Below are 23,067 nucleotides of genomic sequence, written 5' to 3'. Positions count from 1 at the left end.
GGCTTGATCGCTCATTCAAGCTCTGAATAACATGGCGTTCTACAACTAGAATAAAAAGCGAGAGGGCTTCATTTAGAGCCCTCTGCATAGCATGAGTTATTTTTTTGTATAAATAATTTTCTGTGTTTCATTAGAGCAGTTACCTACAACAGTACCTTGTTGTGAGGCTGCTTCTTCATTTGAAACGACGGTAATGGTAAAGCTCTCTTCAGGCACGCCATTGTTAATAATTTTTTGCGTAATTTTTTCAACAACGCTTTCGCATGACGCACTCGCAATGGCTGGAATAAATAATGTCATTAATGTAGCAATAATTATTCTTCTTTTCATATGTAATATCTCTTATAAGTTAGAATCAGTTAATGAAAATTCACCCTAAAAATTATAATGATGAATCTGACGTCAAACATTCAATTTCATCAATTAATACGGGCTATGCTATTTTATTTCTTAAATATTATGGCTCAAGAGGATGTATTTATATCTAAGCTTTTAGGATTGGGCAAAGTTTAATTTTACTCAGCAGCTCTTTGTATGGCTTCTCCACTGGCTTCTATATCTTTACCTACACCTTTTGTCGTATTACAGGCAGTCAAGCTCGTAATAATAGCTAATGAGCATATGAGTAAACTGAATTTTTTAATCATACTTCCTTCCTTACATTGTGTGAGGTTACAGACTGCCAAAGTTCATTTTTCATTATAGCAGAATAATTTAATTGTTAATTGAATCGATATGGAACGTGAAAGCTGATTACTAGCAATAGCATTAGCTAAATACTTTAGTGAAACATGATATCTGACAAATTAAAAAGAGCTGCTATATTTTAGATGATACTATGCATTTTGATAATAAAATAACCTTAGCAGCAAGGAGTAAACTCTATGATATTCAAAGAGTTATTTATCCGTATGCTTCATGTATTTCAATACCTGTTAGTCGGTATTCTTTTAATATTATCATCAATCGGTTTACCACACTGGCTAGTGTAATCCAAGTTAGTGCGACAATGACTTTATCTAAATACGAGGGTTCTATAGTCACGAAATACTAAATCACTATAGTCGCTCTGTGCTCTTTTTTATGCGAAAGTATCTTCATAGATCAATTTTATGTGAGGTTGCAATGCAGATAAAGTCAGTTTTTATGTTTGTAAGTATGCTGTTACTTAATGGGTGTAGTGTGAAAGTGCCACATGACATAACACCAGTTAAACATTTTGAACTATCCCGTTATCTTGGCGAATGGTATGAAGTTGCTAGAATAGATAATCGATTTGAAAAGGGACTAAGTAAAGTTTCTGCAAACTATTCTCTACGCAATGATGGTGGTGTAAAGGTAGTCAACAGAGGATGGGATTCACAAGGGAAAAAATGGAAAGAGAGTATAGGAAAGGCTTATTTTGTTGAATCTTCGGATATAGGTGCCTTGAAAGTGTCGTTTTTCGGTCCTTTTTACGGCGGTTATAACATTATTAAGCTTGATGACGACTACCAGTATTCACTAGTTGTGGGCCCTAATAAAGATTACTTATGGGTGTTATCGCGTACACCAACTATGCCGCCAGAACTTTTAGATGAATACCTTAGCTTTGCTAGCGCTAATGGTTTTGATAGACAAAGAGTATTGATATTTCAATAGAATCAAAAGTGGATTATTTATAGCGACATTAATTTATTGAAAAGTAAAATGTAATTACTGCAAGAGACAACCCGCCTTGTGCGGGTTTTTTATTACCTAATTAACTATGATTTTTATATTTTGAAGTGCTCATATGTTGTTATTTCATACTTATTTTCGTATGGGTCGGTGAAATAGATGGATATAGACACATCATGGTCAACGATAGAAAATTGAATGTTGTTGATTCTCAGGTGTTCTATGAATTCCATCAGTGTAGTCTTATCTGTACCAAAAGCGATTGTGTTACCGATGCTTTGTGATGTCCTTTTAAATAAGGAAAGGTGGACATCATTATTGTTTATGACTAATGGACCACCCTGGTCAAACCAAAACTTGTATTTGGGTGTAACGGTAAAGAATAAAATATCTTTATACCATTTTACGGCTTCATTGAGGTCATCGACATATACATGCACATGGTCTATTGAAGTTAGTTTCATTTGACTCTCCTTTAAATATTTAAAATAACATACCTTCAATGTAAATATTTTCGCTAAAAATGGTTTTAATTTGTTATGAGAAACTCTTTAAGAAATGTTAATAGTTAAAGCATAAGTGTTTTCTTGCTGAAGGTTTTAGATTTTTGGTGAAACCAATCGACAGAAGAATTGCTGGCTAAGATGTAAAGATAAGAGTTTGTAGATAAAAAACCCCTTATTGCAATGAACACAATAAGGGGGATTGCAGCAATACTAAATATTGCATTTAGCAATGAAATTAACAATGAAAAACTAAAATACAACAATTTAATTGTTATTGTTCTGATTTAAATCAAATTAAAGATTTTTGTGAAAGATGCAGATCTTGTTTTTGTATTGGCTTTTTGATTTATCATGAGGGTGAATAATGTTCAAAAGACCAGATTGGGAGGCTATTGAGTCTGCTTACCGAGCTGGCGTAATGTCTATAAGAGAAATAGCCTCTCAATATGAGATAACCCATCAAGCGATAAGTAAACGCGCAAAGAAAGAAGGATGGGAACGAGATTTAAAAGCAAAGGTTAAGGCTAGAGCTGAAAACTTGGTTGCCAAAAGAGAGGTTGCCACTCTGGTTGCCGCTGAGAAGGCTATTTCTGAGCGGCAACTTATCGAAGCTAATGCTGAAGTCATTGCCAATGTTCGTATGGAACATAGGGGTGATATTCGTAGGGCTAGGGAGTTAACCAACAGTTTATTTGATGAGCTATCTGCTGAATGTACGGATGTACCTGCTTTAAGGAAGCTAGGTGAATTAATGTTTGAGCCTGATAGCAATGGGCGAGACAAACTCAATGAACTCTACAATTCAATCATCTCCCTCCCCGAACGTGTTAAATCTGCTAAAGCATTAAGCGAGACACTTAAAAACCTAATTGGACTTGAGCGCCAGGCATACGGGCTGGATGACGCGCAGCAGAATAAAGTATCCGACTCTATATCGTCACTGATGGACGACCTATCGAAGGAATAAGTATGAAGCCAGAATATCTTGCATTATTAAGAGATAAGCTCTGGCGATTGAATCACTTGTACTGGATCACCAACAAAGAAGGTAAGCCAGTTCGATTTAAAATGACGCCTGAGCAGCTTGAATACTTTGAAGGGATGCATACGCGAAACATTATCTTAAAGGCTCGTCAGCTGGGTTTCACGACTGAGGTTTGCATTATCCAATTAGATGCAGCGTTATTTGAGGCGGCTAAATGTGCATTGATTGCTCATACACTTAACGATGCTAAAAGGCTATTTAGAGAAAAGATAAAGTATGCCTATGAAAAGCTACCCGAAGAAATTAAAGCTGCAAATCCGGCGAGTAATGATGCGGCTGGTGAATTGGTTTTTAGCAAAGGCGGGTCACTTTATATCAGCACGTCATTTCGTGGTGGCACTCTTCGATACTTGCATGTATCTGAGTTCGGAAAGATATGTGCAAAGTACCCTGAAAAAGCTCGTGAGATAGTTACTGGTGCGTTTGAAGCTGTATCAAGTGACTGTTTTACGACAATTGAAAGCACTGCTGAGGGGCGAGCTGGCTATTTCTATGATTATTGTCAGTCGGCCGAGAAAGCGCAAATTCAGTGTAAAACGCTATCTAACTTAGATTGGAAATTCTTTTTCTTTTCATGGTGGAAGAATCCTGAGTATGCGATTGATCCTGTTGAGCAATTGCCACAGCGATTAATTGATTACTTTGATGAGATATCCCGCAAGCATGGCATTCACCTAGATGAGCATCAGAAAGCGTGGTACTACGCAAAAGAAAAAACACTTGGCGATGATATGAAGCGGGAATATCCGTCAATACCCTCAGAGGCATTCCAGCAATCCGTTGAAGGTGCTTATTACGCTAAGCAATTCCGCTTTCTGTACGAAAATAAGCGCATTGGTTCACTCCCTGATAATTCGCATTTACCCGTTCATACGTATTGGGATATCGGCGTTGGTGACTCAACCTCAATTTGGTTTATTCGTGAAATAGGCGATGAATTCCATGTGATAGACCATTACTCAAACAGTGGTGAAGGTCTAAGACATTATATGAAAGTGCTGAAAGATAAAGGCTACACATACGCGAGTCATAATGGACCACATGATATTGATAACCGTGAATTTGGTTCAGATGCGAAATCGCGTAGAGAACTAGCTCGTGAAGGGTATGAAATTGACGGGCAAATTTACTCGATTCAATTTGACGTAGTGCCAAAGCTTTCTATTGATGAAGGTATTGAGGCTGTACGTGAAATTCTTCCTCTGTGTGTCTTTGACGAACATAAATGTGGTGAAGGCATTGCTCATCTCGAAGCATACCGAAAAGAGTGGGATGACAAACGAGGTTGCTGGAAAGATAAACCACTTCATGATTACACATCACATGATGCTGATGGGTTTAGATATTTTGCTGTAAGTAGACGGAACGTTAAACGACCAGCATTCGAAATTAACTTAGGAACAACCTTCTGATGAGTATAAATAATGTTGATTTTACTCGACCGGAGTATAAAACGGCTGCTCCTCAGTGGGAGTTAGTTCGCGCTGTTTGTCGAGGTGGCGAGGAAGTAAAGAGTTATCTTCCTGAATTGGAAGAAAAGGAAAGTGAGCGTAAGAAAAAGCGCAATAAAGACTATCAAGACCGTGCGGTGTTTTACCCAATAACAGGTAACACTCGTAACGGTATGATAGGGATGGCATTCAAGAAAGATCCATTGATTGCTGTTGCTGAAAAGCTGTCTTGTTTAAAAGATGATGCAGATGGTGCAGGTTCAAGCATTTACCAATTAGCTCAATCCTCTCTTGAATCGGTATTGGAAGTGGGACGACATGGGCTATATGTTGATTACAACAGCGACTCTAAGCTCCCGTACATATTTCAATATCGTGCTGAAGATATTATTAACTGGCGGACTGATCGTATTAATGGCAGGACGATGCTAACGCTGGTGGTATTGCGAGAGACTGTTGAAGAGGCGGACGGTTTTGGATTTAAAGATGCCATTCAATACCGCGTGTTAGTGATAGAAGATGGCAAGTTTATCTGTAGAGTATATCGCAAGACAGCTGGCAGCAGTGTGTATCAAATCCACTCTGAATATATTCCAGAGCGTGCAGGTAGTGGTGCTTGGGATGAAATTCCATTTACGTTTATGGGTGCTCAAAACAATGACCATACGATAGATGAGGCGCCATTGTTAGGTTTGGCAAAAATTAATCTAGGGCATTATCGAAATTCTGCTGATTATGAAGATTCAGTGTTTTTCTGTGGGCAAGTTCAGCCATATCTAGGCGGGTTAGATATAGAGTGGCGAGATCACTTAGAAAAAACAGGCATCATGGTTGGGTCTCGTTCACCTTTAATGCTGCCAGTGAAAGGGTTCTTTGGTTACGAGCAAGCTCAGCCAAATATGTTGGCTAAAGAAGCTATGGACAGTAAGCGTGATTATATGGTGGCACTGGGCGCTCAATTGGTTTCCGCTGACAGTAAAGTCAAAACGGTTATTCAATCTGTGGGGGAGCAAAGTGCTCAAACCTCTATTCTCAGTATTTGTTGCTCAAATGTCTCAGATGCGTTTAGCAAAGCGTTAATGTGGTGCGCTGAATACTTAGGTTTAGATACTAAAGACACTTCTTTTGAAATCAACAAAGACCTCGTTAATCATATTGCTGATAGTGCCATGATCCGTGAAATTGTTGCTGCATGGCAATCTGGAGCAACACGTAAATCTGACTTGGTGAGAAGTTTACAGAAATATGATGTTATCGACCCCGCTGATGATATTGATATGGTGGTCGATGAGCTTAATAACCAAGAGCCGACAATGGTAGGTTGGGCATGAAATCAGTGAATGAGCGATTAAGGGATGAATTGATTGCTCACTCTTTGTTTTCTGGTCGTTATTCTACGGATGTTGCAAGGCGCATGATAAATGCACTCAATGAGTTTGACGCTGAATTAACAGCGTCGCTTATTGTTGCCTTAGATGGTGCCACTATTGACGTGAATAGCTTTACTGTCAGGCGATTAGAGTCATTGCTGTTGAGCGTGAAAGCCATTAATAAACGTGCGATTGACAGTGCGTTTATGTTGCTGACAGAAGAAATGAGGGAATATGCATTGCATGAAGCGGATTATTATTCCTCATTATTCGATGCTTTATTACCTGATGCTGTTCTACGCCAATATCCGCTTATGGGTATTACAGAGGAGATGTTGTTTTCCTCAGCAATGTCTCGTCCATTTCAAGGGAAATTACTGTCTGAGTGGGCTGCTGGATTAGAATCTGACCGCATGACACGCATAAACAATGCTGTTCGCTATGGTTATTTAAATGGCGATAGTGCGCTAGAGATTGGGCGTAAAATCAGAGGTCATGCAAATCAAGGCTATAAAGATGGTGCCTTACAACTTAGTAGAGCTAACGTAACAACGATAGCGAAGACGGCAATCAGTCACTTACAAGCGACAGCAAGAGAACAATTTGCTGAAGCTAATAAAGATATCCTTGACTGCAAACAGTGGCTATCCACTCTCGATAATAAAACCTCCCATGATTGCATTGTCCGGGATAGGCTGAAGTATACTCTGGAAGGTAAACCAATAGGACACAAAATCCCCTATCTACAAGGTCCCGGTAAAATCCATTTTAATTGCCGCTCAACGGAAACTTTCGTCACTAAGTCATGGCGTGAATTAGGTATTGATGCGAATGAGATGGACGCAGGAACGAGAGCATCAATGGATGGGCAAGTTCCAGCAGAGACCAATTTTCTTGATTGGGTGCAGCGACAACCAGACTGGCGACAACGGCAAGTATTCGGTGAAACACGATTTAGATTAATGAAAGAGGGCGGTATGCATCCTTCTGAATTTTATACAGATAAGGGAGAATTTATTTCGTTAGAACAACTCAAAAAGCTAGACGAAAAAGCATTTAAAGATGCAGGTTATAGCTAATCAATTAACGATTTAACTAAGGTCACTTCGGTGACCTTTTTTATTGTCTAAATTCAGCCAAGGGCTGGTTTACTTTAACGCGCTAGGCGCAATGAATCCCAAGGGGAACAACATGTTATTTATGAATATCGAACGCAAATATTACTCACAGGCTGATGATGGAGCTGGTGGTGGAAGCGGTGGAACTGCACCTGTAATCACACCGGAAATTCAAGCCATTATCGATAAAGCAGTCGGTGAGCAAGTAGCTGGGTTGAAGGCTAAACGTGATGAGTTATTGGGTAAGCTCAAAGAGCAAAACGATAATCTCAAGCGTTTTGATGGTATTGATCCCGATGCTGTACGTGGAATTCTCAAACGTTTTGAAAATGATGAAGAAGCCAAGTTAATCGCTGACGGCAAAATTGATGAAGTCATTAATAAACGTACTGAGCGCTTACGCAATGACGTTGATAAACAACTGAAAGAAGCCAATAGCCGAGTGGAAAGGGCTGAGGCTTTTGCTAATAAATTTCGCCAACGTGTATTGGGAGATGAAGTGCGCTCTGCTGCTGGTAAAGCCGGCGCATTAGCTAGCGCACAAGAAGACTTAATTTTACGTGCCAAAGGCATTTTCCAAATCAACGATGAAGGTCAGGCCGTAGCCGTTGATGATGATGGTAATCCAATTATGGGGAAAGATGGTCGAACACCGTTATCACCCGTTGAATGGGTCGAATCATTAAAAGAAAGCGCGCCTCATTTGTTCCCTGCTGCTTCAGGGACGGATGCAGGAAAACATAAACAAGGTGGTGCACACCTTAAACGTTCTCAAATGTCTGCGAGTGAGAAAGCTGATTATATTCGCAGATACGGACGTGACACATTTTTAAAACTACCTAAAGAATAAGGGAAGATAAGTAATGGCTACGACGACTAATAGCGATTTAGTAATTTACAACGACTTGGCGCAAACAGCGTTTTTAGAGCGTCGCCAAGATAATTTAGCCGTATTTAATCAGGCATCAAATGGTGCCATTGTGCTTGATAACATTTTTATTGAAGGAGATTTCCGTAAGCGTGCTTTCTATCAAATTGGTGGCTCGATTGAGCATCGTGATGTTGATTCAACAGGGACAGTAGAGAGTAAAAAAATTGGTGCGGGCGAATCTGTTGAAGTGAAAGCTCCGTGGAAATATGGTCCATATGCAACAACGGAAGAGGCATTTAAACGTCGAGGACGAGATGTCTCAGAGTTTTCTGAGCTAGTTGGTATTGATGCTGCGGATGCATCTCTAGAAGGTTACATTAAATACTCCTTAGCCGCATTAGGTGCTGCTATCGGTAGTAATACTGAGATGGTCGTGACAGCAGACATTGCGACAGATGGGAAAAAAACGCTCACCAAAGGATTGCGTCAATATGGTGACAAGTTTAACCGTGTAAATCTCTTCGTTATGCACTCTACTACGTATTTCGATATCGTTGATCAAGCAATTGATAACAAAGTCTACGAAGAGGCTGGTGTGGTTATCTATGGCGGGCAGCCGGGAACGTTAGGTAAGCCTGTTTTGGTAACAGACAGTGCGCCAGTTGATGCTATTTTTGGTCTTGTTCCGGGGGCGGTGACTATCACCGAGTCACAGGAGGCAACCTTCCGCTCATTTGAGATCAATGATAAGGAGAACTTAGAAATTGGGTATCGTGGTGAAGGCGTTGTTAATGTTGGGGTGCTTGGGTACAGCTGGGATGAATCAAAAGGTAAAAACCCAGATCTAACCAAGTTAGGTACTGCGGGGAACTGGAAAAAACATTTTACGAGCAACAAACTGACAGCAGGTGTGATGATTAAATTAACTGCTCAGGGCAAAAATGCAGTAAAGCAACAGAGCCAGAAGTAGCTAAAAGGAAAAAAACTACTGATGGCAAGTGAAGATAGGGGCGTAATGCCCCTTTTTATTTTGAGGTGGTCATGATTGATGCCGATAAAAACTCACCTACGTTTAATAGTTATGCTGGCATTGAAGATTTAAAAGCATATGCGAAAGTCAGGAATTTAACCCTATCAGACAGTAAATCACTCGAATCATTACTCATCGTTGCTATGGACTTCTTAGAATCCCAAAAATGGAAGGGTAAGCGTTCCGACAGTACGCAACCTTTATCTTTTCCTCGTACTGGATTGTTTCGTGATGGGGTTGAAATTGCTAGTGATGCGATTCCTCATCAGGTTATACAGGCTCAGTGTCGCCTTGCACTTGAAGCACAAGAGAATGAATTGCAGCCAACATTAGGTGCAGAAATAATTTCTGAACGTATTGAGGGAGCAATTGATTTGAAGTATGCAGAAGGCACCAATACTGGTGCACCTAATTTCGCTTGGCTGAAAGGTTTGCTATGCGGCTTGATGGATAGCTCAGAAGGCTTGGCGATTAACACATTTGCAGTGAGGTAGTGATGAATATTTATCAACGAGGTTGTCACACAGCATTGCGAATACTGAAAAAATATGGCGCTTCATATCAAGTGAAACGTGCTGGCAAGCACTGGGTTGATGATAATGGTGTTGAGCATCATGAGCCTGAGTCTCTATTTTCAATTATTGGTGTAAAGGTTTTGTACAAACCATATGAAATTGATGGAACTCTAATTCTCTCTACGGATATTAAAATGGTTCTTTCTCCAGAGATTGATATTCGAAAAGGGGATTCTGTTCTTGTTGATGGTATATGGCTACGTGTGCATGAGCCTAACCCGGTTAAACCTGCTGATGTTGTTATTTGCTACAAACCTCAATTGAGGGCTTGATATGACTGATTCATTCATGAAGTCCGTTAATCTATTTGTAGAAAAATCTCAATCAAATATGGAGGCGGTGGTAAAAAAAACAGGTGTTAGGATTTTGGCTCAACTTGTTCAAATGTCTCCGGTGGGTAATCCCGACTTATGGAAAGTTAACCAAACGGCTGTAGGTTATAACCAAGCGGTATTTGAGCACAATGAAGCATTGAGAAAAGACCCTAATAATTTGACACTGAAAAATCGTCAATTAAAAAAACGCGCTCGAGTTAATGACTCTATGGATATCAAAGCACCCCCAGGTTATACGGGGGGACGATTCCGTGGAAATTGGCAAGTCACTTTTGATGTACCTGCTGATGGTGAAACTGGGCGAGTTGATAAATCAGGCAATATGACTAAGGCGGTTGGTAACTATATGCTTGAGCAGTTCAAAGTGGGTATGAATGCTATCTATTTTACTAACAATGTTCCTTATGCCTACAGGTTGGAAATGGGGCATTCAAAACAAGCTCCTAATGGCATGATTGCAATTACCGCTGAAAACGTGAGTAAGTTCTTTAGAGACGCTATCGCAGAGATGAAGTAAATGAAACAATCTGAAATCAATCAGTCTATTCGTGCGCTGGTGGCAAAAATTGCCAAGCAGGAAGGGGTAAAGGTGGCTTGGTCAAATATTGAGTTTGATGATATTAGCACTCCATATTTGCAATTACATATAATGCCAGCCATAACCGAAAATCTAGGTCTAGCGTTAGACATGCCAGTTCAAAAAGGTGTTATTCAACTTAATGTTGTTGAAAAGATTGGTAATGGTGATTCGGCGGTTATTAGCTTGGTTGATGCCGTCAAAGAGCAGCTCGAAAATGGTCTAACACTCACGGAGTCACTGTATCTAGACGGTGAACCAAATCAGCTACCTCCACTTACCAGTGATATCAACTACATCATTCCAATACGTACATCCTATCGATGTCATCCAATCCGATAAACGACCGCCTAAATGGCGGTTTTTTTATGCATAAAAATGAGGTTAATAATGGCTTATAACATTCCTAATGGCTCGCGCGTTTATGTGGCGAGTAAATACGGAAAAGATGTTGAGTTTACGGCGGCAAGTAATGCCTCTGAAGCTGTACTTACTGTCACAGCGTCAAGTGGCATTAAAGCCGGAGATGTTGTTCTCGTTACATCTGGGTGGAAACAAATGTCCGGTGTCTTTCGTGTGAAATCAGCAGAAAACACAAGTATCACGCTTGACGGTGTTGATACGACAGATACCGAACGTTTTCCGATTGGCGGCGGCAAAGGAACACTAAAGTCAGTTCAAGAATGGGAGGTTATGCCCCAAGTCATGACCTTATCAACAGAAGGTGGTGAACAGCAAACGCAAGAAATTCAATTCTTAGAAGATGAGCAAGCAGAAACGGTTGATACCTATAAATCGGGTATCGTGCAGGTTTATACATTTGCTCATGATGCGAAATTACCTATTCGAGGGTTATTAATGTCTTTGGATGATACAAAGCAGTTAACAGCGATTCGTTTTTATAATAAACGGGCTGGTGAAGACCGTTACTACTCAGCCAGTGTGTCATTCCAGCGTGTTCCTAATACTGCAATTAACGAGGTTGAAAACGTATCTGCACGTTTCTCTCTTAAATCAGATATGCAAATTTACACTACCGCATAATAACAGCCCCTTTCGGGGCTTTTAAGGAAACCTAATGGCGAAATTCACTCTGAATCCCAATCCAATATTTAAGGCTGATGTAAAAATCCGTGTGGCTGGCAAAAGCGAGCCGGAGGTTGTGACATTTACGTTCAATCATTTACCAATGAGTAAATTGGAAGAGTTGAAAAATGAGTCAGTAAACAAATTCTTTACTCAAATTATTGCTGATTGGGCAATTGAAGAGCCTTATAACGAAGATAATTTGAAGTTGTTATTTGACAACTATCCATCAGCCGCAGGGGCTATTACAACAACGTATTACAATGAATTGTTAGGTAATCGTGAAAAAAACTAATATCGGTCGCTGAAGCAATGTATGGGGGAATGACAAAGCAAGAGGCTAAAAATTTTGAGCGAGCTTTTGGCTTTCCTCCTGATCTTGATGATGTTGAAGTTGTTCCTGATGTATGGGAGTCATATCTGGTATTTTCTGCGATGAGTACACAGTGGAGAGTTGGTATGAATGGTGCTACGGGACTTGACTATAGCGTGATTCCCAATGTTTTAGATCTACTTAACATCAAAAGCAAAGCGACCATATTTGATGACTTAAGGGTTATGGAGCTAAAGGCTCTTGAGTTGATAAACAAGTAGTCAGGGGCTGTAATGCCTCCAGTATTAACTTTAAATTAATAGAGCCGGTTAAAGTCATTGTCGTCTCTATCGAGAAAGCAATCAGTACGTTTAGATTGATTTTCTATACGATTGCATTTTCTAGATATTTTGGCACTTTTATCATGAGCAGCTCTGACTTCAGCTTTTTCTGCTGGAGTTAATTCTGAATAACTTCTCCCTTGACATCCAACCATTAGAATTGATGTTAGTAACAATAATGTATATTTCATATTTTCGGCAATGCAGTTAATAGTTATAAGCCATAAGTTTACTTTATAAAAAGTAAATGAAGGAAGAATAACGACACTGTAGGTCTGATTTTCTAGGAGGGGATTGCATATTTCTAGTCTTTTGATACTTGAAAATGATCTTTACAACTAAAATGCTTACAATATACTGTATGTAAATACAGTAATTTGGTGCATTATGAAGCTAGAGCCTATCGATTCCGAATCAATTCTCAATATTCCATTATTCTTAGATAGAGTGGCTGCGGGGTTTCCATCTCCTGCGGCTGACTACATGGAGGAAAGAATAAACCTTAACAGCACATTGATTAAGCACCCAGATAGTACGTATATGTTGCGTGTAGAAGGTAATTCTATGATTGACGCTAACATTAACGATGGTGATGTTGTGATTGTCGATAGCGCATTGGTAGCAAAAGATGGGGATATTGTTATCGCCAGTGTTGATGGTGAGTTTACTGTTAAGAAATTAAAGTCTTATCCACCGATGTTGATGCCAATGAATCCTGATTTTCAACCAATACATATTGGTGATGCGCAGGATTTACAGATATTTGGCGTTGTCACATTCATTATTCATAAGGCTCAGTAATGTTTGCCTTAGTTGATGTAAATTCGTTTTATGCGAGCTGTGAGAAAGTATTCAGGCCTGACTTAGCAGGAAAGCCAGTAATTGTTCTGAGTAATAATGATGGCTGTGTAATTGCTCGTTCCGCCGAAGCAAAAAAGCTCGGTGTAAAAATGGGAGAGCTTTACTATGAGAGAAGAAACTATTACCTGCAAAATCATATTAACATTTTTAGCTCGAACTATGCGTTATACGCTGACATGAGCAACAGAGTGATGTCTCTACTATCAATGTATGCTCCGCGTTTGGAAGTGTATTCAATAGATGAGGCATTTCTTGATTTCACTGGCTTGGTTCATACCTTTAATTTAGAAGATTATGGGCGAGAAATTCAATCAACGATATTGCAGCGAACTCACTTGCCAGTAAGTGTTGGCATCGGTCCGACTAAAACGCTGGCTAAAATTGCGAATCATGCCGCTAAAACGTGGAAGAAGACTGGTGGTGTGGTTGAGCTATCTGATAGAAGTCGGCAAAGAAAATTACTGTCATTTATTCCGATTGAAGACGTGTGGGGAATAGGACGAAGGATTTCAGTCAAGTTAAGAGCGATGGGTGTTTATACCGCTTTAGACTTGGCAAATGCACCAGTGTCTACAATACGTAAAACGTTTGGTGTGACGCTAGAAAGAACTCTCCGAGAGCTTAATGGCGAATCGTGCATTGAGCTTGAAGAAGTCAGGAAGGTTAAGCAGCAAATACTATACTCTCGCTCGTTCGGTAAGAAAGTTTTAGATATCGAAACCATGCGCAAGGCTATTTGTGACTATGCAGAACGAGCAGCAGAGAAGCTACGCGAAGAAAAGCAGTGATGTCGAATTATTAGCCTGTTTATTCAAACCAGCAGCCATGCATCAGGTGAAGATTATGCTAACAGTGCCAGCATTAAGCTTGAATACCCTAGCAGCGATACGCGAGACATCATTAATGCTGTTATGCGTGGTTTAGATTCTATATGGCGAGATGGTTACCGCTACTATAAAGCCGGGATAATGTTATCTGACTTCACAGATTCAGATGTTACTCAGTTTGATATGTTTTCTACTCAAAAACCATTTAAGAATGGCGATGAACTTATGAAAACATTAGACACAATAAATAATAGTGGCTTAGGTAAAGTCTGGTTTGCCGTGAAAGGGGGGGATAGTGGATATCAGATGAAGCGCGAAATGTTATCACCGGCGTACACGACAAATTTTAATGAACTGCCTGTAGCTAAAATCTAGCATATCAAGGATTGCAAGACTTTAAATTCAGTAAGCTAGCTTTAAAGTCTGAAGGTCGAATTTAATTAGGTAGGTACATAAAGATTAATATTTAATTTTGTTTTTTTAGTTAATTTATTTAATGTGTTGAATTTTGATGTAGATCAATGAATGATGTCATTAAGCACATAATTAAAATAATCAGCACATATTGAAAAGCAATGTTGGCTAAATAGTTTCATAACCAGTTAAGAGATATATAGAAAGAACATTAGTGTAATAATTTGTTTCAACATCTTTAATATCAAAACAGATGTGACTATCTTTAGGAGTTAATTATGAGTAAAGCTAAAGAACTACAAATTCGCCCACTTAAAACGCCAACAGATTTATCTCCAAAAGCAACAAAAGATATCAGTGGAGCAATGAATGCAATCTTGGCTGATATTTTTGCTATTTATTTAAAAACTAAAAACTTCCATTGGCACATGAGTGGCCCACATTTCCGCGATTATCATTTATTACTTGATGAACAAAGTGAGCAACTATACTCCATGACAGACCCTATAGCTGAAAGAGTTCGTAAAATAGGTGGTGTGACTATACGTTCTATAGGGCAAATATCAAAAATGCAAAGGATTAGCGATAACAATGCGGAATACGTAGAACCTTTAGATATGCTTGCTGAGCTTTGTGAAGATAATAAAATGTTGGCTTCAGAATTTCGAAAAGCACATGAAGTATGTGCAGAGCATGGAGATTATTCCACTACAAGCCTAATAGAAAACTGGATTGATGAAACAGAACGCCGTGTCTGGTTTTTATTCGAGGCTTGTCGAGAAGCTAAAACGTCCGGTCATTAATGTAAAATTTATGTAGTTAAGCGAGTTTAATACTAGAGGGCTTCTAAATCGGAAGCCCTCTTTGTGATTAAGAATATGGTTAGAAGTGTCAGCAAATAAAATTGGTCGTATTGCAAACAAGAACGGATTGAAAACTGACGAATTCGGTAAGTTCTTTTTGGACAAGTCAGCTCACTCATCAAAGCAGGTTGAAGCGTTCCGTTATAATGAGAACGGTATTAGCGCGTTACGCCATATTATTCACGGGAAGGAAGTTGCCTAACCTACACATAACCCAAGGATGGGCTTGCATTCTAGATCACATAATTATTTTTAACTAAAGAGTTCGATTATGTGTAGTAAAGCTATTCAGGTATATTCAGGGGGCTAATTTATTAATGAGGTTAAAGATGATTAAGTATATTTGCGCCCTGTTTATTTTATTTTCTGGATATACCCTGTCTGCTAATAACGAGAATGATATGGGGTTATATCGAGATAATAACTATAATATTTTGGCTTTGGCGGGAAAGTATAACTGTGGAGTTTATTCCATACCTGATGACCTTAGTGATAGCAATAGATATAACGGAGTGCAAATCGGGACTGTTAAGTTGGAAGTAACTCCGCATGCAGATTATAACAATGCAATGATAAATATAACCTTTGATACAGGGGTAGTTATAACATCACCAAAGCTTGAGTTGCTTTCAACTGATGCTAAAGCTACTGTGTATTTTAGTGAAAATTCAGGGGTTACATTTGCTTATATGATATACGACAGAATGGGTGTTAAAGTTATTTTGCACAATAGCAACAAAGGTCAAGAAATTAGTGTCGGTCTAGCTGATTGCAAGTACGAAAACAGTTGACTCCTCTATAGATAATAGCTTTATTTAAAAAAAACCATGAATAGATGAGAGTGACATCAAAAATTTGAAGGAATGGAACCCAATGAATACCAGAGATCTCTAGAGTCTCTAGAAGTCACACAAGAAGAGATTGCTAATATTCGTAATTTTTAATGTACATGTGCTCAATTATAAATAGTGTTAATAACCCACTCCGGTGGGTTTTTTATTGCCTGAACTCTGCATTGAGGGTACATTTCAATCATTTGATTTAACGAGTGGTAATTTGGCGTGCATGCTAAAATTTTGCGAGTTCTGTGTATTTTGCTGTTGATATTATTAGCTTTTGTTGTAGGGATCTCAGTTGGCATAAGTAAAAAACCGACAATTATTGACGGAGCTAAGCAAATTGTGATTGATTTTATGCACCAGCCACAAGCTGCTGATATGAGAAATGTTAATTTTTACCCTGCAGGTGTAAGTATGAGTCGCAAGGTTGTTGGTGACGTTTGCGGAGAAGTATTTACATTTAAAGATGAATTACCTTATAAGTATAAGAGATTTATTGTTGTAGTCTCCTCTAGCAATGATGGTGAGCGCATGTTTTCAAACCCATTATTTGATTTTGAAGGTGAATCTATATCTGAAGAAGATTTCCAGAAGATATGGTATGAGAAATGTAAATAATTGATGAAATCTGCTCCGGCAGGTTTTTTATTGGTTGAAGTTTGTGTAATTGAACTGGCATCCTTAACCGATACCAGTTCATTATGTTAGATTTAATTACTTATAATTGAAATCATTAGGGTGATTATCGAGGCTGCCCGTAAGTGCTGCAAATAAAACCGTTTTCCCATCGATTGATAAATCATCGGTGATATTAAACCAGAGTAAATCCTCAGTATTGTTCTTTTCATTATTTGAAGAGAATACACCTGCCATAACATTCTTTTCTTTAGAGTACATAATCGCAATTCGCTCTGCTGGGCAATTGTGAGGTTTGCACGCTGTTGCTACTTGGTATTCGTTACCGTTTAAAGTCACAGTATTTGATGGGGATTCAGTACCACCAGTTAAGACTCATGATGGGAGGTCGTTATTTTTTACAACTTGAAGGAATGCTGTTTTAGTATTTGCATCACTAGCTAATTTACTGATAGTTAAATCGTTGCCAGCATGAGCATTGGCTGCGATGAAAAGGGTTGCGATGAGTGTCAATTTTCTAAGCATGTTAATAATCCTTTGTGTGTTTAAAGGTTATCTGGTTAGTGACGAATGTTGGAAAACGAAATTCTAGAATAATATGGCATTAATTTAAATAAAAGTTACATAGAAGCTAATCTAACCACCGATGGGTGGTTTTTTTATATCTGGAGAAAGGTAAATGGCAGATATAGCAACCATCTCGCTTAAAGCTGATACGTCTGATTTAGAGCGTGGGACTCAAAAATTAAAGGAGTTTGGCAGCACAGCGGAAAAGGTAAATGGCTCAGCCCAAGACCTGAATGAGCAATTTAAACGCGGTGTAGATAATCAGAAAAAAGCAGCTCAAGCAGCTGAAAAACAGCGCAAAGAGCTTCATGAGTTACTTAATCAGCTGAACCCTACAAATAAAGCTTTTGAACGATTAGATGACTGGCAGACAAAGCTAGTAGCAGCAAGCAAAAAAGGGTTACTTCCCAAAGATCAATTCAAAGATTATACCAGCATATTAGACCAAACTAGAGACAAGCTGCAAAGAATGCATATGTCTCTGACTGCGGAAGGGCAAGCATTATTAGCTCAGGAAGCTGCAACGAATAAAGCAAAGCAAGCCGCAGATGAATTCTTACAATCTCTTAAAAATCAGACGGATTTTATAGGAAAAACCAAAACTGAAATTTTAGAATTGAAAGCAGCGCAAATGGGTATTTCTCAGCAGGCTGCGCCTATGATTTCCAAGCTGAAAGAGCAAGAGAAAGCATTTTTAAACGGTTCAATCACGATTGGTCAATATCGAAATGCTATGCGGCAATTACCCGCTCAAATGACGGATATTGTCACATCATTAGCATCAGGAATGCCTGTATGGATGGTGATGATACAGCAAGGTGGTCAGATAAAAGATTCCTTCGGTGGTCTAGGGAACTCATTGAAGGCGTTAGCATCACTAATTACCCCAGCAAGAGTTGCTATGTTTGGATTTGTTGGTGCCGCTTCTGCTGTCGCTCTTGCTGCATATCAAGGCTCTAAAGAGTTTAGTGAATATAACAAACAACTTATTCTTACTGGAGGGTATGCAGGAAAAACTGCGGCACAATTAGATGCTCTTGCTAGGAAAATCTCAGGAAATGGTATTACTCAGCATGGTATGGCTGGTGCTATATCAAAAGTCGTTGGCTCGGGAGAGTTTTCTGGTGATGTTGTTGAGATGGTTTCTCAAACAGCTGCGGCAATGGAAAAAGCTGTTGGTCAGTCAGTTGATAAAACAATTAAGCAATTTCAGCGTTTACAAGAGGAGCCGGTTAAAGCTGTTACTGAACTAGATAAATCCCTTCACTTTTTAACAGCTACTCAGTTAGAACAAATAATGACACTGCAAGAGCAGGGGAAGGAGCATGAGGCTGCAAAGATAGCGATGGAGTCTTATGCCAATGCAATGCAGGAGCGTAGTCAGCAAATTGAAAACAACTTAGGTTTTTTAGAGTCAGCTTGGAAAGGCGTTAAGGATATGGCAAGCGATGCATGGGATGCAATGCTTAATATAGGGCGAGAAAGAACGCTAGACCAAAAGATTAAAGAATATGAAGAGAAACTTCTTGAGTTTCAGTTAAATCCTGCAGCTAAAGGACTACATCATTATAAAACAGGCCAGACACCTGAAGATTTAAGGCGAGAACTGGATTTACTAAACGAAGAGAAATATCAGAGGGATATTGAGAATGCGAGAAATGAGGCGGCAAGAAAACAGGAAGAGGCTAAAAAGTTTCAGCTTTTAGCTGATGAAGCATTAAGGCGAGAATATGAGACAGCGGAGGAGAAACACCAACGAAAATTAAGTGAAATAAAAAATAAAGAGCATGCATCTCAGGCTATCAAGGATGAAGCAATTCGTCGTGAAAAAGAACGGTATGAGAAAGAAAAACTGAGAGGGCAAAAGAAACCTAAAGCATATCGACCTGACTATGGCACTCGTGCGGATGAGTCAGCCAATGAAGCTCTCGTTTCTCTACAGGCTCAACTTAAAGTATTAAAAGAGCATAAAACTATTGCTGATGTGATTAGCTCAGAGCGTAAAAAGCTTTGGGATATGGAAGCCAAAATAGCTGTATTAGAAGAAGCAAAAGCGACACGTAAGCTTACCAATGATGAGCAATCGTTATTGGCTAAAAAAGAATATGTATTAGCTTCTCAACGCGCATTAGCAGTAGTTGGCGATGAAGTAGAGCGTCAAAAACAACATAATAGAGAGCTAGATAGGCAACTAAAACGAGTTGAAGAAATAAAAGCTAAGAGTCGAGCGCTGGATATGGGCATCGGTAAATCTGACCGTATGTACCAACGTGACATCGCACTTGAGCAAGCTAAATCACCAGCAGAGAAGCAGGCATTAGAGGATTATTACAGTAAAGAAGATTCGTTACGTACCAATTGGGAGGCGGGAGTTAAAAGGGGATTTGCAGAATTTCAAGACCAAGCCTCCAATGTTTATGGTAACGTATCTCAAATTAGCCAATCAGTATTTCAAGGTATGAGTAATAGCGTTGCCGATTTTGTTTTAAAAAGCAGAGCTAGCTTTAGTGACTTTACTCGCTCATTTTTAGAAATGACGACTAAAATGCTTATGCAAATGGCGATGCTGAATGCTATGAAAGCAGCTTTTGGTGGAACAGCCATAGGTGGCTTTCTTGGTTTTTCTGGCGGCGGATACACTGGGGATGGTGGCAAATATGAGCCTGCTGGGGTTGTTCACAAGGGGGAGTTTGTATTTGACAAAGAGAGTACGGCTAAATTAGGTAAAGATAATCTATATCGGTTAATGGATGCAGGAAAGAGAGGTTATGCATCTGGTGGATATGTAGGTGGTTCTCAGCCAATGTCAGTGAGTCAGCCTCGAGTGCAAGTCTACGGCACTCATCCTGCTGGTGGGATTAACGTCAATCTTAATTTTGGTGGCATCAGCGTTGTAAGTGGTGCTCAACAGCAAGGTTCTATGCAGAATGTTGATATCCGAGCTGCGGAGCAATCCTTAAATAATAAGCTTAAGCGCTTCATGGCAATAGAGGGGCGTGAAGGTGGTGATTTGTACAAAATAATCAAAGCTGTTTCTGTTGGAAGATAAGAACAGTATTAAAAAATTAATGAGAGGTAGTAATGGAATTAAAACTTGGAACTGTAATCATTAACCCAGAAGATGAGCAAATCAGCATTCTTATCGATGTTTATAAAGGTGATGAGTATAGTGTTGATTTCGTATTGGCAAATATAGTCTACCAAACAAACTTGAACTCTAGTAAACCGCTAGCCGAATACTTTGACGAAGCTAAAGATCACGCACGGAAAACTATCAAATTATTAAATCAGTAAAGATTATCTAGATTGATCCTCACATAGCCACCTTCGGGTGGCTTTTTTATTTAGGGGTAATAATGATTGAAGAGTTTAAGTGGCGAACTCAAATCCAAGGCTCGCCAACTGGCGAATTTAAGCATCGAATAAAAGAGGTTGAGTTTGGTGATGGCTATAAGCAAGTCGCCGGCGATGGCATTAACACGGAATCTCAATCATGGTCATTTGTTTATACAGGTCATAAATCTGAGGTAATGCCTATTTTTTCCTTTATCCGGTCGCACACAGCAAAATCATTTATCTGGGTTCCACCATTTGGTGATAAAGGTCTGTATCGGGTGAAGGCTGATTCCATCACATTAAAGCCAATTGGCGGTAGCTTTATCACTATAACTGCAACCTTTGAACAGGCGTTTAGTGTATGAATATAACATCTGACATTCAAAAATTAGAGCCGGGGAGTAAGGTTCAATTAATTGAAGTGGACGGTAGTGAGTTTGATGGACCAACTCTTCGATTCCATGCCTACAATTTGCCGCATACACCCGAAGAAATTGATGCTGCAGAGGGGGGCATAAAACCAAAATCTATTTGGTGGCAAGGAAATGAATATGGTGCATGGGCTTATGAAATCGAGGGCATGGCAAAAAATAGTGATGGTAGTCCAGCCAGACCCTTATTAAGAGTGGCTAATATTGATGGTTTGATATCCTCGTTGTGCTTGCAATTCGATGATATGGCACTGGCGAAAGTGACTATTTATGAAACCTTCGCTCACTATCTAGATGCTAAGAATTTTCCAGAGGGAAATCCTACCGCTAACCCTGAAGAATTTTTCAAACAGGTTTATTTCATCGACAGAAAAATGAGCGAAGTCGCGGGAGAAGCAGTTGAATTTGAGTTGTCGAGTCCGTTCGACTTGCAAGGGGTTATGATCCCCGGTCGCCAAATCCACAACCTCTGTTTCTGGTGTATGAAAGGCGATTATCGAAGCGGGCGAGGTTGCAATTATACGGGCAATAAATATTTCGATGAGCGTGGTGAACCGGTTGATGATCCGGCACTAGATAAGTGCGGTGGACTCATTAGCGATTGTAAAAAACGATTTGGCGAAAATGAACCTTTGGATTTTGGAGGATTCCCTGCCGCGGGGTTAGTACGATGATCACGAAGAAATTAACAGAGGTAATATTTCAGCATGTCAAAGCGGAATACCCTAAAGAAGCGTGTGGCGTGATTTGCCAAAAAAGTCGAGTCAAAAAATATTTTCCCTGCCGAAATCTTTCCGATAATCCAACTGATCATTTCGAACTTTCCCCAGAAGACTATGCCGCAGCCGAAGATTGGGGCAATCCAATAGCGATTGTTCATAGCCATTGCGGGGATGGAGTGACGTCTCAACCGAGCGAAATAGACAAATTGCAATGTGATGCTTCGGGACTACCGTGGGTGATAGCTTCCTATCCGGAAGGTGATATCCGCATAATCCAGCCTAGAATTGAGCGTGAGTTAGAAGGTCGTCCGTTTGTGCTTGGTCACGCAGATTGTTGGTCGCTCATTATGGATTATTACCGACAGATGCACGGGATTGAGCTGCATAATTACAGCGTTGAGAGACACTGGTGGGAAGAGGGTGAAAACTTGTATATGGATAACTGGCAGCAAGCGGGCTTTGTCGAGTTTGCCGGTGACTTAAAGGAGGGCGATATGGTCATTATGCAAGTGCAAGCTCATGTTCCGAACCATGCAGGGGTGATAGTGAATGGTATGCTGCTTCACCACTTATACGGTCAGCTCAGCCGCATCGTTCCATACAGTGATTATTGGCGTGATAGGACAGTGAAAATCGTCAGACGTAAGGAGTTGACATGAGTTTAAAAACAATACGACTCTATGGTGTTTTGGGTACCCAATTTGGTCGCGAACATCAACTTGCTATCGATTCTCCGCGTGAAGCGATTAAAGCGTTATCGGTGCTCTATGATGGATTCGAGCAGTTCCTTGCCAATGCGCATCTGAAAGGGCTGGAATTTGCGGTATTTAAAGGTCAGCGCAATATTGCTGAAGACGAATTGCATCTTGATACCAGTGAAGAAATTCGCATTGCTCCGGTAATTAAAGGGAGTAAGCGGGGTGGTTTCTTCCAAACTATTTTAGGGGTTGCACTAATTGGTGCTGCCGCATTTTTATCGGGAGGTCTCTCTGTCGCATTTACCGCTGCAGGGATATGGGGAGGGGCATTGGCGTTGAGTGGTGCTGCTATGGCAATCGGTGGTTTGGTGCAAATGCTTTCACCTCAGCCTCAAGGCTTATCCATGCGACAAGATGCGGATAATAAGCCATCCTATGCATTTGGTGGTGCTGTAAATACCACGGCGCAGGGCAATCCTGTGCCGCTGTTATATGGACTAGACCGCCGTGACGTCGGAGGTGCGATTATCTCCGCGGGTATCTATACCGAAGACCAAAAATAACAAAATTAATCTTTATCATATACGGAAACGGCT

At 39.9% G+C, this 23,067-nt stretch carries 27 protein-coding genes and 3 pseudogenes; 26 read left to right on the top strand and 4 right to left on the bottom strand.

Annotation, left to right across the window (positions count from 1 at the left end):
• Positions 1 to 96: 96 nt before the first annotated feature.
• Both GKR71_RS17890 and GKR71_RS17885 read right to left on the bottom strand, forming a co-directional pair.
• The gene (locus GKR71_RS17890; RefSeq protein ID WP_108479710.1) at positions 97 to 330 is read right to left on the bottom strand and encodes a DUF1161 domain-containing protein; all 234 of its coding nucleotides are present in this window, start codon (positions 328 to 330) and stop codon (positions 97 to 99) included.
• A 185-nt stretch (positions 331 to 515) separates the two neighbouring features.
• Positions 516 to 647, bottom strand: a complete 132-nt coding sequence (locus GKR71_RS17885; RefSeq protein ID WP_036952467.1) for an entericidin A/B family lipoprotein — start codon at positions 645 to 647, stop codon at positions 516 to 518.
• A gap of 478 nt (positions 648 to 1,125) precedes the next feature.
• On the opposite strand from GKR71_RS17885, the gene GKR71_RS17880 reads away from it, so the two are divergent.
• Complete coding sequence (locus tag GKR71_RS17880) at positions 1,126 to 1,641, top strand: lipocalin family protein (protein ID WP_036952464.1); 516 nt, start codon at positions 1,126 to 1,128, stop codon at positions 1,639 to 1,641.
• 113 nt (positions 1,642 to 1,754) lie between these two features.
• On the opposite strand, the gene GKR71_RS17875 is transcribed toward GKR71_RS17880, so the two are convergent.
• A complete protein-coding gene (locus tag GKR71_RS17875) occupies positions 1,755 to 2,123 on the bottom strand; it encodes a VOC family protein (RefSeq protein ID WP_108479711.1) in 369 nt (122 codons plus the stop codon).
• Positions 2,124 to 2,529: 406 nt separating this feature from the next.
• On the opposite strand from GKR71_RS17875, the gene GKR71_RS17870 reads away from it, so the two are divergent.
• From GKR71_RS17870 to GKR71_RS17785, 19 genes and pseudogenes are all read left to right on the top strand, one after another.
• Positions 2,530 to 3,132, top strand: a complete 603-nt coding sequence (locus tag GKR71_RS17870) for a hypothetical protein (protein ID WP_006658160.1) — start codon at positions 2,530 to 2,532, stop codon at positions 3,130 to 3,132.
• Between the two features lie 2 nt (positions 3,133 to 3,134).
• Complete coding sequence (locus GKR71_RS17865) at positions 3,135 to 4,622, top strand: terminase (RefSeq protein ID WP_108479712.1); 1,488 nt, start codon at positions 3,135 to 3,137, stop codon at positions 4,620 to 4,622.
• Positions 4,622 to 5,992 (top strand): DUF4055 domain-containing protein, encoded by a 1,371-nt coding sequence (locus tag GKR71_RS17860; RefSeq protein WP_154634652.1) that lies wholly within the window; start codon positions 4,622 to 4,624, stop codon positions 5,990 to 5,992. The genes GKR71_RS17865 and GKR71_RS17860 overlap by 1 nt, the downstream gene beginning before the upstream one ends.
• Positions 5,989 to 7,110: a hypothetical protein gene (locus GKR71_RS17855; protein WP_108479714.1), complete on the top strand. Its 1,122-nt coding sequence runs from the start codon at positions 5,989 to 5,991 to the stop codon at positions 7,108 to 7,110. The genes GKR71_RS17860 and GKR71_RS17855 overlap by 4 nt, the downstream gene beginning before the upstream one ends.
• Positions 7,111 to 7,222: 112 nt before the next feature.
• Positions 7,223 to 7,999, top strand: coding sequence for a hypothetical protein (locus GKR71_RS17850; protein WP_036952450.1), 777 nt, complete (start codon positions 7,223 to 7,225; stop codon positions 7,997 to 7,999).
• Positions 8,000 to 8,012: 13 nt separating this feature from the next.
• Positions 8,013 to 8,990: a major capsid protein gene (locus GKR71_RS17845; RefSeq protein WP_108479715.1), complete on the top strand. Its 978-nt coding sequence runs from the start codon at positions 8,013 to 8,015 to the stop codon at positions 8,988 to 8,990.
• A gap of 71 nt (positions 8,991 to 9,061) precedes the next feature.
• Positions 9,062 to 9,544 carry a DnaT-like ssDNA-binding protein gene (locus tag GKR71_RS17840; RefSeq protein WP_108479716.1) on the top strand — a complete coding sequence of 161 codons (483 nt, stop codon included), beginning with the start codon at positions 9,062 to 9,064 and terminating at the stop codon, positions 9,542 to 9,544.
• 2 nt (positions 9,545 to 9,546) lie between these two features.
• Complete coding sequence (locus tag GKR71_RS17835) at positions 9,547 to 9,897, top strand: hypothetical protein (protein WP_108479717.1); 351 nt, start codon at positions 9,547 to 9,549, stop codon at positions 9,895 to 9,897.
• Between the two features lies 1 nt (position 9,898).
• Complete coding sequence (locus GKR71_RS17830) at positions 9,899 to 10,477, top strand: hypothetical protein (protein WP_036952441.1); 579 nt, start codon at positions 9,899 to 9,901, stop codon at positions 10,475 to 10,477.
• Positions 10,478 to 10,879, top strand: a complete 402-nt coding sequence (locus tag GKR71_RS17825) for a phage tail terminator-like protein (RefSeq protein WP_036952438.1) — start codon at positions 10,478 to 10,480, stop codon at positions 10,877 to 10,879.
• 48 nt (positions 10,880 to 10,927) lie between these two features.
• Positions 10,928 to 11,581, top strand: a complete 654-nt coding sequence (locus GKR71_RS17820) for a phage tail tube protein (protein WP_036952436.1) — start codon at positions 10,928 to 10,930, stop codon at positions 11,579 to 11,581.
• Between the two features lie 34 nt (positions 11,582 to 11,615).
• Positions 11,616 to 11,918: a phage tail assembly chaperone gene (locus GKR71_RS17815; protein WP_036952433.1), complete on the top strand. Its 303-nt coding sequence runs from the start codon at positions 11,616 to 11,618 to the stop codon at positions 11,916 to 11,918.
• Positions 11,919 to 11,935: 17 nt separating this feature from the next.
• A complete protein-coding gene (locus tag GKR71_RS17810; protein ID WP_117162450.1) occupies positions 11,936 to 12,217 on the top strand; it encodes a DUF1799 domain-containing protein in 282 nt (93 codons plus the stop codon).
• A gap of 447 nt (positions 12,218 to 12,664) precedes the next feature.
• Positions 12,665 to 13,078 (top strand): translesion error-prone DNA polymerase V autoproteolytic subunit, encoded by a 414-nt coding sequence (umuD, locus tag GKR71_RS17805; protein ID WP_154600247.1) that lies wholly within the window; start codon positions 12,665 to 12,667, stop codon positions 13,076 to 13,078.
• Positions 13,078 to 14,340, top strand: a pseudogene (umuC, locus tag GKR71_RS17800) (translesion error-prone DNA polymerase V subunit UmuC). The gene umuD and the pseudogene umuC overlap by 1 nt, the downstream one beginning before the upstream one ends.
• Positions 14,341 to 14,657: 317 nt before the next feature.
• Entirely contained in the window at positions 14,658 to 15,182 is a 525-nt protein-coding gene (locus tag GKR71_RS17795; protein WP_006659243.1) for a Dps family protein, read from the top strand.
• A 79-nt stretch (positions 15,183 to 15,261) separates the two neighbouring features.
• Positions 15,262 to 15,444, top strand: a pseudogene (locus GKR71_RS19940) (hypothetical protein); the annotation flags it as partial.
• Positions 15,445 to 15,571: 127 nt separating this feature from the next.
• Positions 15,572 to 16,033, top strand: coding sequence for a hypothetical protein (locus GKR71_RS17790; RefSeq protein WP_154634651.1), 462 nt, complete (start codon positions 15,572 to 15,574; stop codon positions 16,031 to 16,033).
• Positions 16,034 to 16,303: 270 nt separating this feature from the next.
• Positions 16,304 to 16,699 carry a hypothetical protein gene (locus GKR71_RS17785; RefSeq protein ID WP_051422677.1) on the top strand — a complete coding sequence of 132 codons (396 nt, stop codon included), beginning with the start codon at positions 16,304 to 16,306 and terminating at the stop codon, positions 16,697 to 16,699.
• A gap of 96 nt (positions 16,700 to 16,795) precedes the next feature.
• Here GKR71_RS17785 and ivy read toward each other — a convergent pair.
• Positions 16,796 to 17,242: pseudogene (gene ivy, locus GKR71_RS17780) on the bottom strand (Ivy family C-type lysozyme inhibitor).
• Positions 17,243 to 17,396: 154 nt separating this feature from the next.
• Here ivy and GKR71_RS17775 point away from each other — a divergent pair.
• The 6 genes from GKR71_RS17775 (at position 17,397) to GKR71_RS17750 (ending at position 23,034) form a co-directional block, all read left to right on the top strand.
• The gene (locus tag GKR71_RS17775) at positions 17,397 to 20,333 is read left to right on the top strand and encodes a phage tail tape measure protein (RefSeq protein ID WP_154634650.1); all 2,937 of its coding nucleotides are present in this window, start codon (positions 17,397 to 17,399) and stop codon (positions 20,331 to 20,333) included.
• Between the two features lie 32 nt (positions 20,334 to 20,365).
• Positions 20,366 to 20,578, top strand: a complete 213-nt coding sequence (locus GKR71_RS17770) for a hypothetical protein (RefSeq protein WP_154634649.1) — start codon at positions 20,366 to 20,368, stop codon at positions 20,576 to 20,578.
• Positions 20,579 to 20,640: 62 nt separating this feature from the next.
• On the top strand, positions 20,641 to 20,985 hold the full coding sequence (locus GKR71_RS17765) for a phage tail protein (RefSeq protein ID WP_154634648.1): 345 nt from the start codon (positions 20,641 to 20,643) through the stop codon (positions 20,983 to 20,985).
• Positions 20,982 to 21,725 carry a phage minor tail protein L gene (locus tag GKR71_RS17760; protein ID WP_154601891.1) on the top strand — a complete coding sequence of 248 codons (744 nt, stop codon included), beginning with the start codon at positions 20,982 to 20,984 and terminating at the stop codon, positions 21,723 to 21,725. The genes GKR71_RS17765 and GKR71_RS17760 overlap by 4 nt, the downstream gene beginning before the upstream one ends.
• Entirely contained in the window at positions 21,722 to 22,432 is a 711-nt protein-coding gene (locus GKR71_RS17755; RefSeq protein WP_132494974.1) for a C40 family peptidase, read from the top strand. The genes GKR71_RS17760 and GKR71_RS17755 overlap by 4 nt, the downstream gene beginning before the upstream one ends.
• Entirely contained in the window at positions 22,429 to 23,034 is a 606-nt protein-coding gene (locus GKR71_RS17750) for a tail assembly protein (protein WP_154634647.1), read from the top strand. Before GKR71_RS17755 ends, GKR71_RS17750 begins: the two co-directional genes overlap by 4 nt.
• Positions 23,035 to 23,067: the final 33 nt, after the last annotated feature.

Source organism: Providencia sp. wls1922, assembly GCF_009706505.1.
Lineage (GTDB): Bacteria > Pseudomonadota > Gammaproteobacteria > Enterobacterales > Enterobacteriaceae > Providencia > Providencia lanzhouensis.
This window is presented reverse-complemented; position numbering and strand designations above follow the sequence as displayed.

Excerpts from the sequence above, each read along its gene's own strand:
- GKR71_RS17890 (WP_108479710.1), bottom strand. The coding sequence starts at position 330 with ATGAAAAGAAGAATAATTATTGCTACATTAATGACATTATTTATTCCA.
- GKR71_RS17885 (WP_036952467.1), bottom strand. The coding sequence starts at position 647 with ATGATTAAAAAATTCAGTTTACTCATATGCTCATTAGCTATTATTACG.
- GKR71_RS17880 (WP_036952464.1), top strand. The coding sequence starts at position 1,126 with ATGCAGATAAAGTCAGTTTTTATGTTTGTAAGTATGCTGTTACTTAAT.
- GKR71_RS17875 (WP_108479711.1), bottom strand. The coding sequence starts at position 2,123 with ATGAAACTAACTTCAATAGACCATGTGCATGTATATGTCGATGACCTC.
- GKR71_RS17870 (WP_006658160.1), top strand. The coding sequence starts at position 2,530 with ATGTTCAAAAGACCAGATTGGGAGGCTATTGAGTCTGCTTACCGAGCT.
- GKR71_RS17865 (WP_108479712.1), top strand. The coding sequence starts at position 3,135 with ATGAAGCCAGAATATCTTGCATTATTAAGAGATAAGCTCTGGCGATTG.
- GKR71_RS17860 (WP_154634652.1), top strand. The coding sequence starts at position 4,622 with ATGAGTATAAATAATGTTGATTTTACTCGACCGGAGTATAAAACGGCT.
- GKR71_RS17855 (WP_108479714.1), top strand. The coding sequence starts at position 5,989 with ATGAAATCAGTGAATGAGCGATTAAGGGATGAATTGATTGCTCACTCT.
- GKR71_RS17850 (WP_036952450.1), top strand. The coding sequence starts at position 7,223 with ATGTTATTTATGAATATCGAACGCAAATATTACTCACAGGCTGATGAT.
- GKR71_RS17845 (WP_108479715.1), top strand. The coding sequence starts at position 8,013 with ATGGCTACGACGACTAATAGCGATTTAGTAATTTACAACGACTTGGCG.
- GKR71_RS17840 (WP_108479716.1), top strand. The coding sequence starts at position 9,062 with ATGATTGATGCCGATAAAAACTCACCTACGTTTAATAGTTATGCTGGC.
- GKR71_RS17835 (WP_108479717.1), top strand. The coding sequence starts at position 9,547 with ATGAATATTTATCAACGAGGTTGTCACACAGCATTGCGAATACTGAAA.
- GKR71_RS17830 (WP_036952441.1), top strand. The coding sequence starts at position 9,899 with ATGACTGATTCATTCATGAAGTCCGTTAATCTATTTGTAGAAAAATCT.
- GKR71_RS17825 (WP_036952438.1), top strand. The coding sequence starts at position 10,478 with ATGAAACAATCTGAAATCAATCAGTCTATTCGTGCGCTGGTGGCAAAA.
- GKR71_RS17820 (WP_036952436.1), top strand. The coding sequence starts at position 10,928 with ATGGCTTATAACATTCCTAATGGCTCGCGCGTTTATGTGGCGAGTAAA.
- GKR71_RS17815 (WP_036952433.1), top strand. The coding sequence starts at position 11,616 with ATGGCGAAATTCACTCTGAATCCCAATCCAATATTTAAGGCTGATGTA.
- GKR71_RS17810 (WP_117162450.1), top strand. The coding sequence starts at position 11,936 with ATGTATGGGGGAATGACAAAGCAAGAGGCTAAAAATTTTGAGCGAGCT.
- umuD (WP_154600247.1), top strand. The coding sequence starts at position 12,665 with ATGAAGCTAGAGCCTATCGATTCCGAATCAATTCTCAATATTCCATTA.
- GKR71_RS17795 (WP_006659243.1), top strand. The coding sequence starts at position 14,658 with ATGAGTAAAGCTAAAGAACTACAAATTCGCCCACTTAAAACGCCAACA.
- GKR71_RS17790 (WP_154634651.1), top strand. The coding sequence starts at position 15,572 with ATGATTAAGTATATTTGCGCCCTGTTTATTTTATTTTCTGGATATACC.
- GKR71_RS17775 (WP_154634650.1), top strand. The coding sequence starts at position 17,397 with ATGGCAGATATAGCAACCATCTCGCTTAAAGCTGATACGTCTGATTTA.
- GKR71_RS17770 (WP_154634649.1), top strand. The coding sequence starts at position 20,366 with ATGGAATTAAAACTTGGAACTGTAATCATTAACCCAGAAGATGAGCAA.
- GKR71_RS17765 (WP_154634648.1), top strand. The coding sequence starts at position 20,641 with ATGATTGAAGAGTTTAAGTGGCGAACTCAAATCCAAGGCTCGCCAACT.
- GKR71_RS17760 (WP_154601891.1), top strand. The coding sequence starts at position 20,982 with ATGAATATAACATCTGACATTCAAAAATTAGAGCCGGGGAGTAAGGTT.
- GKR71_RS17755 (WP_132494974.1), top strand. The coding sequence starts at position 21,722 with ATGATCACGAAGAAATTAACAGAGGTAATATTTCAGCATGTCAAAGCG.
- GKR71_RS17750 (WP_154634647.1), top strand. The coding sequence starts at position 22,429 with ATGAGTTTAAAAACAATACGACTCTATGGTGTTTTGGGTACCCAATTT.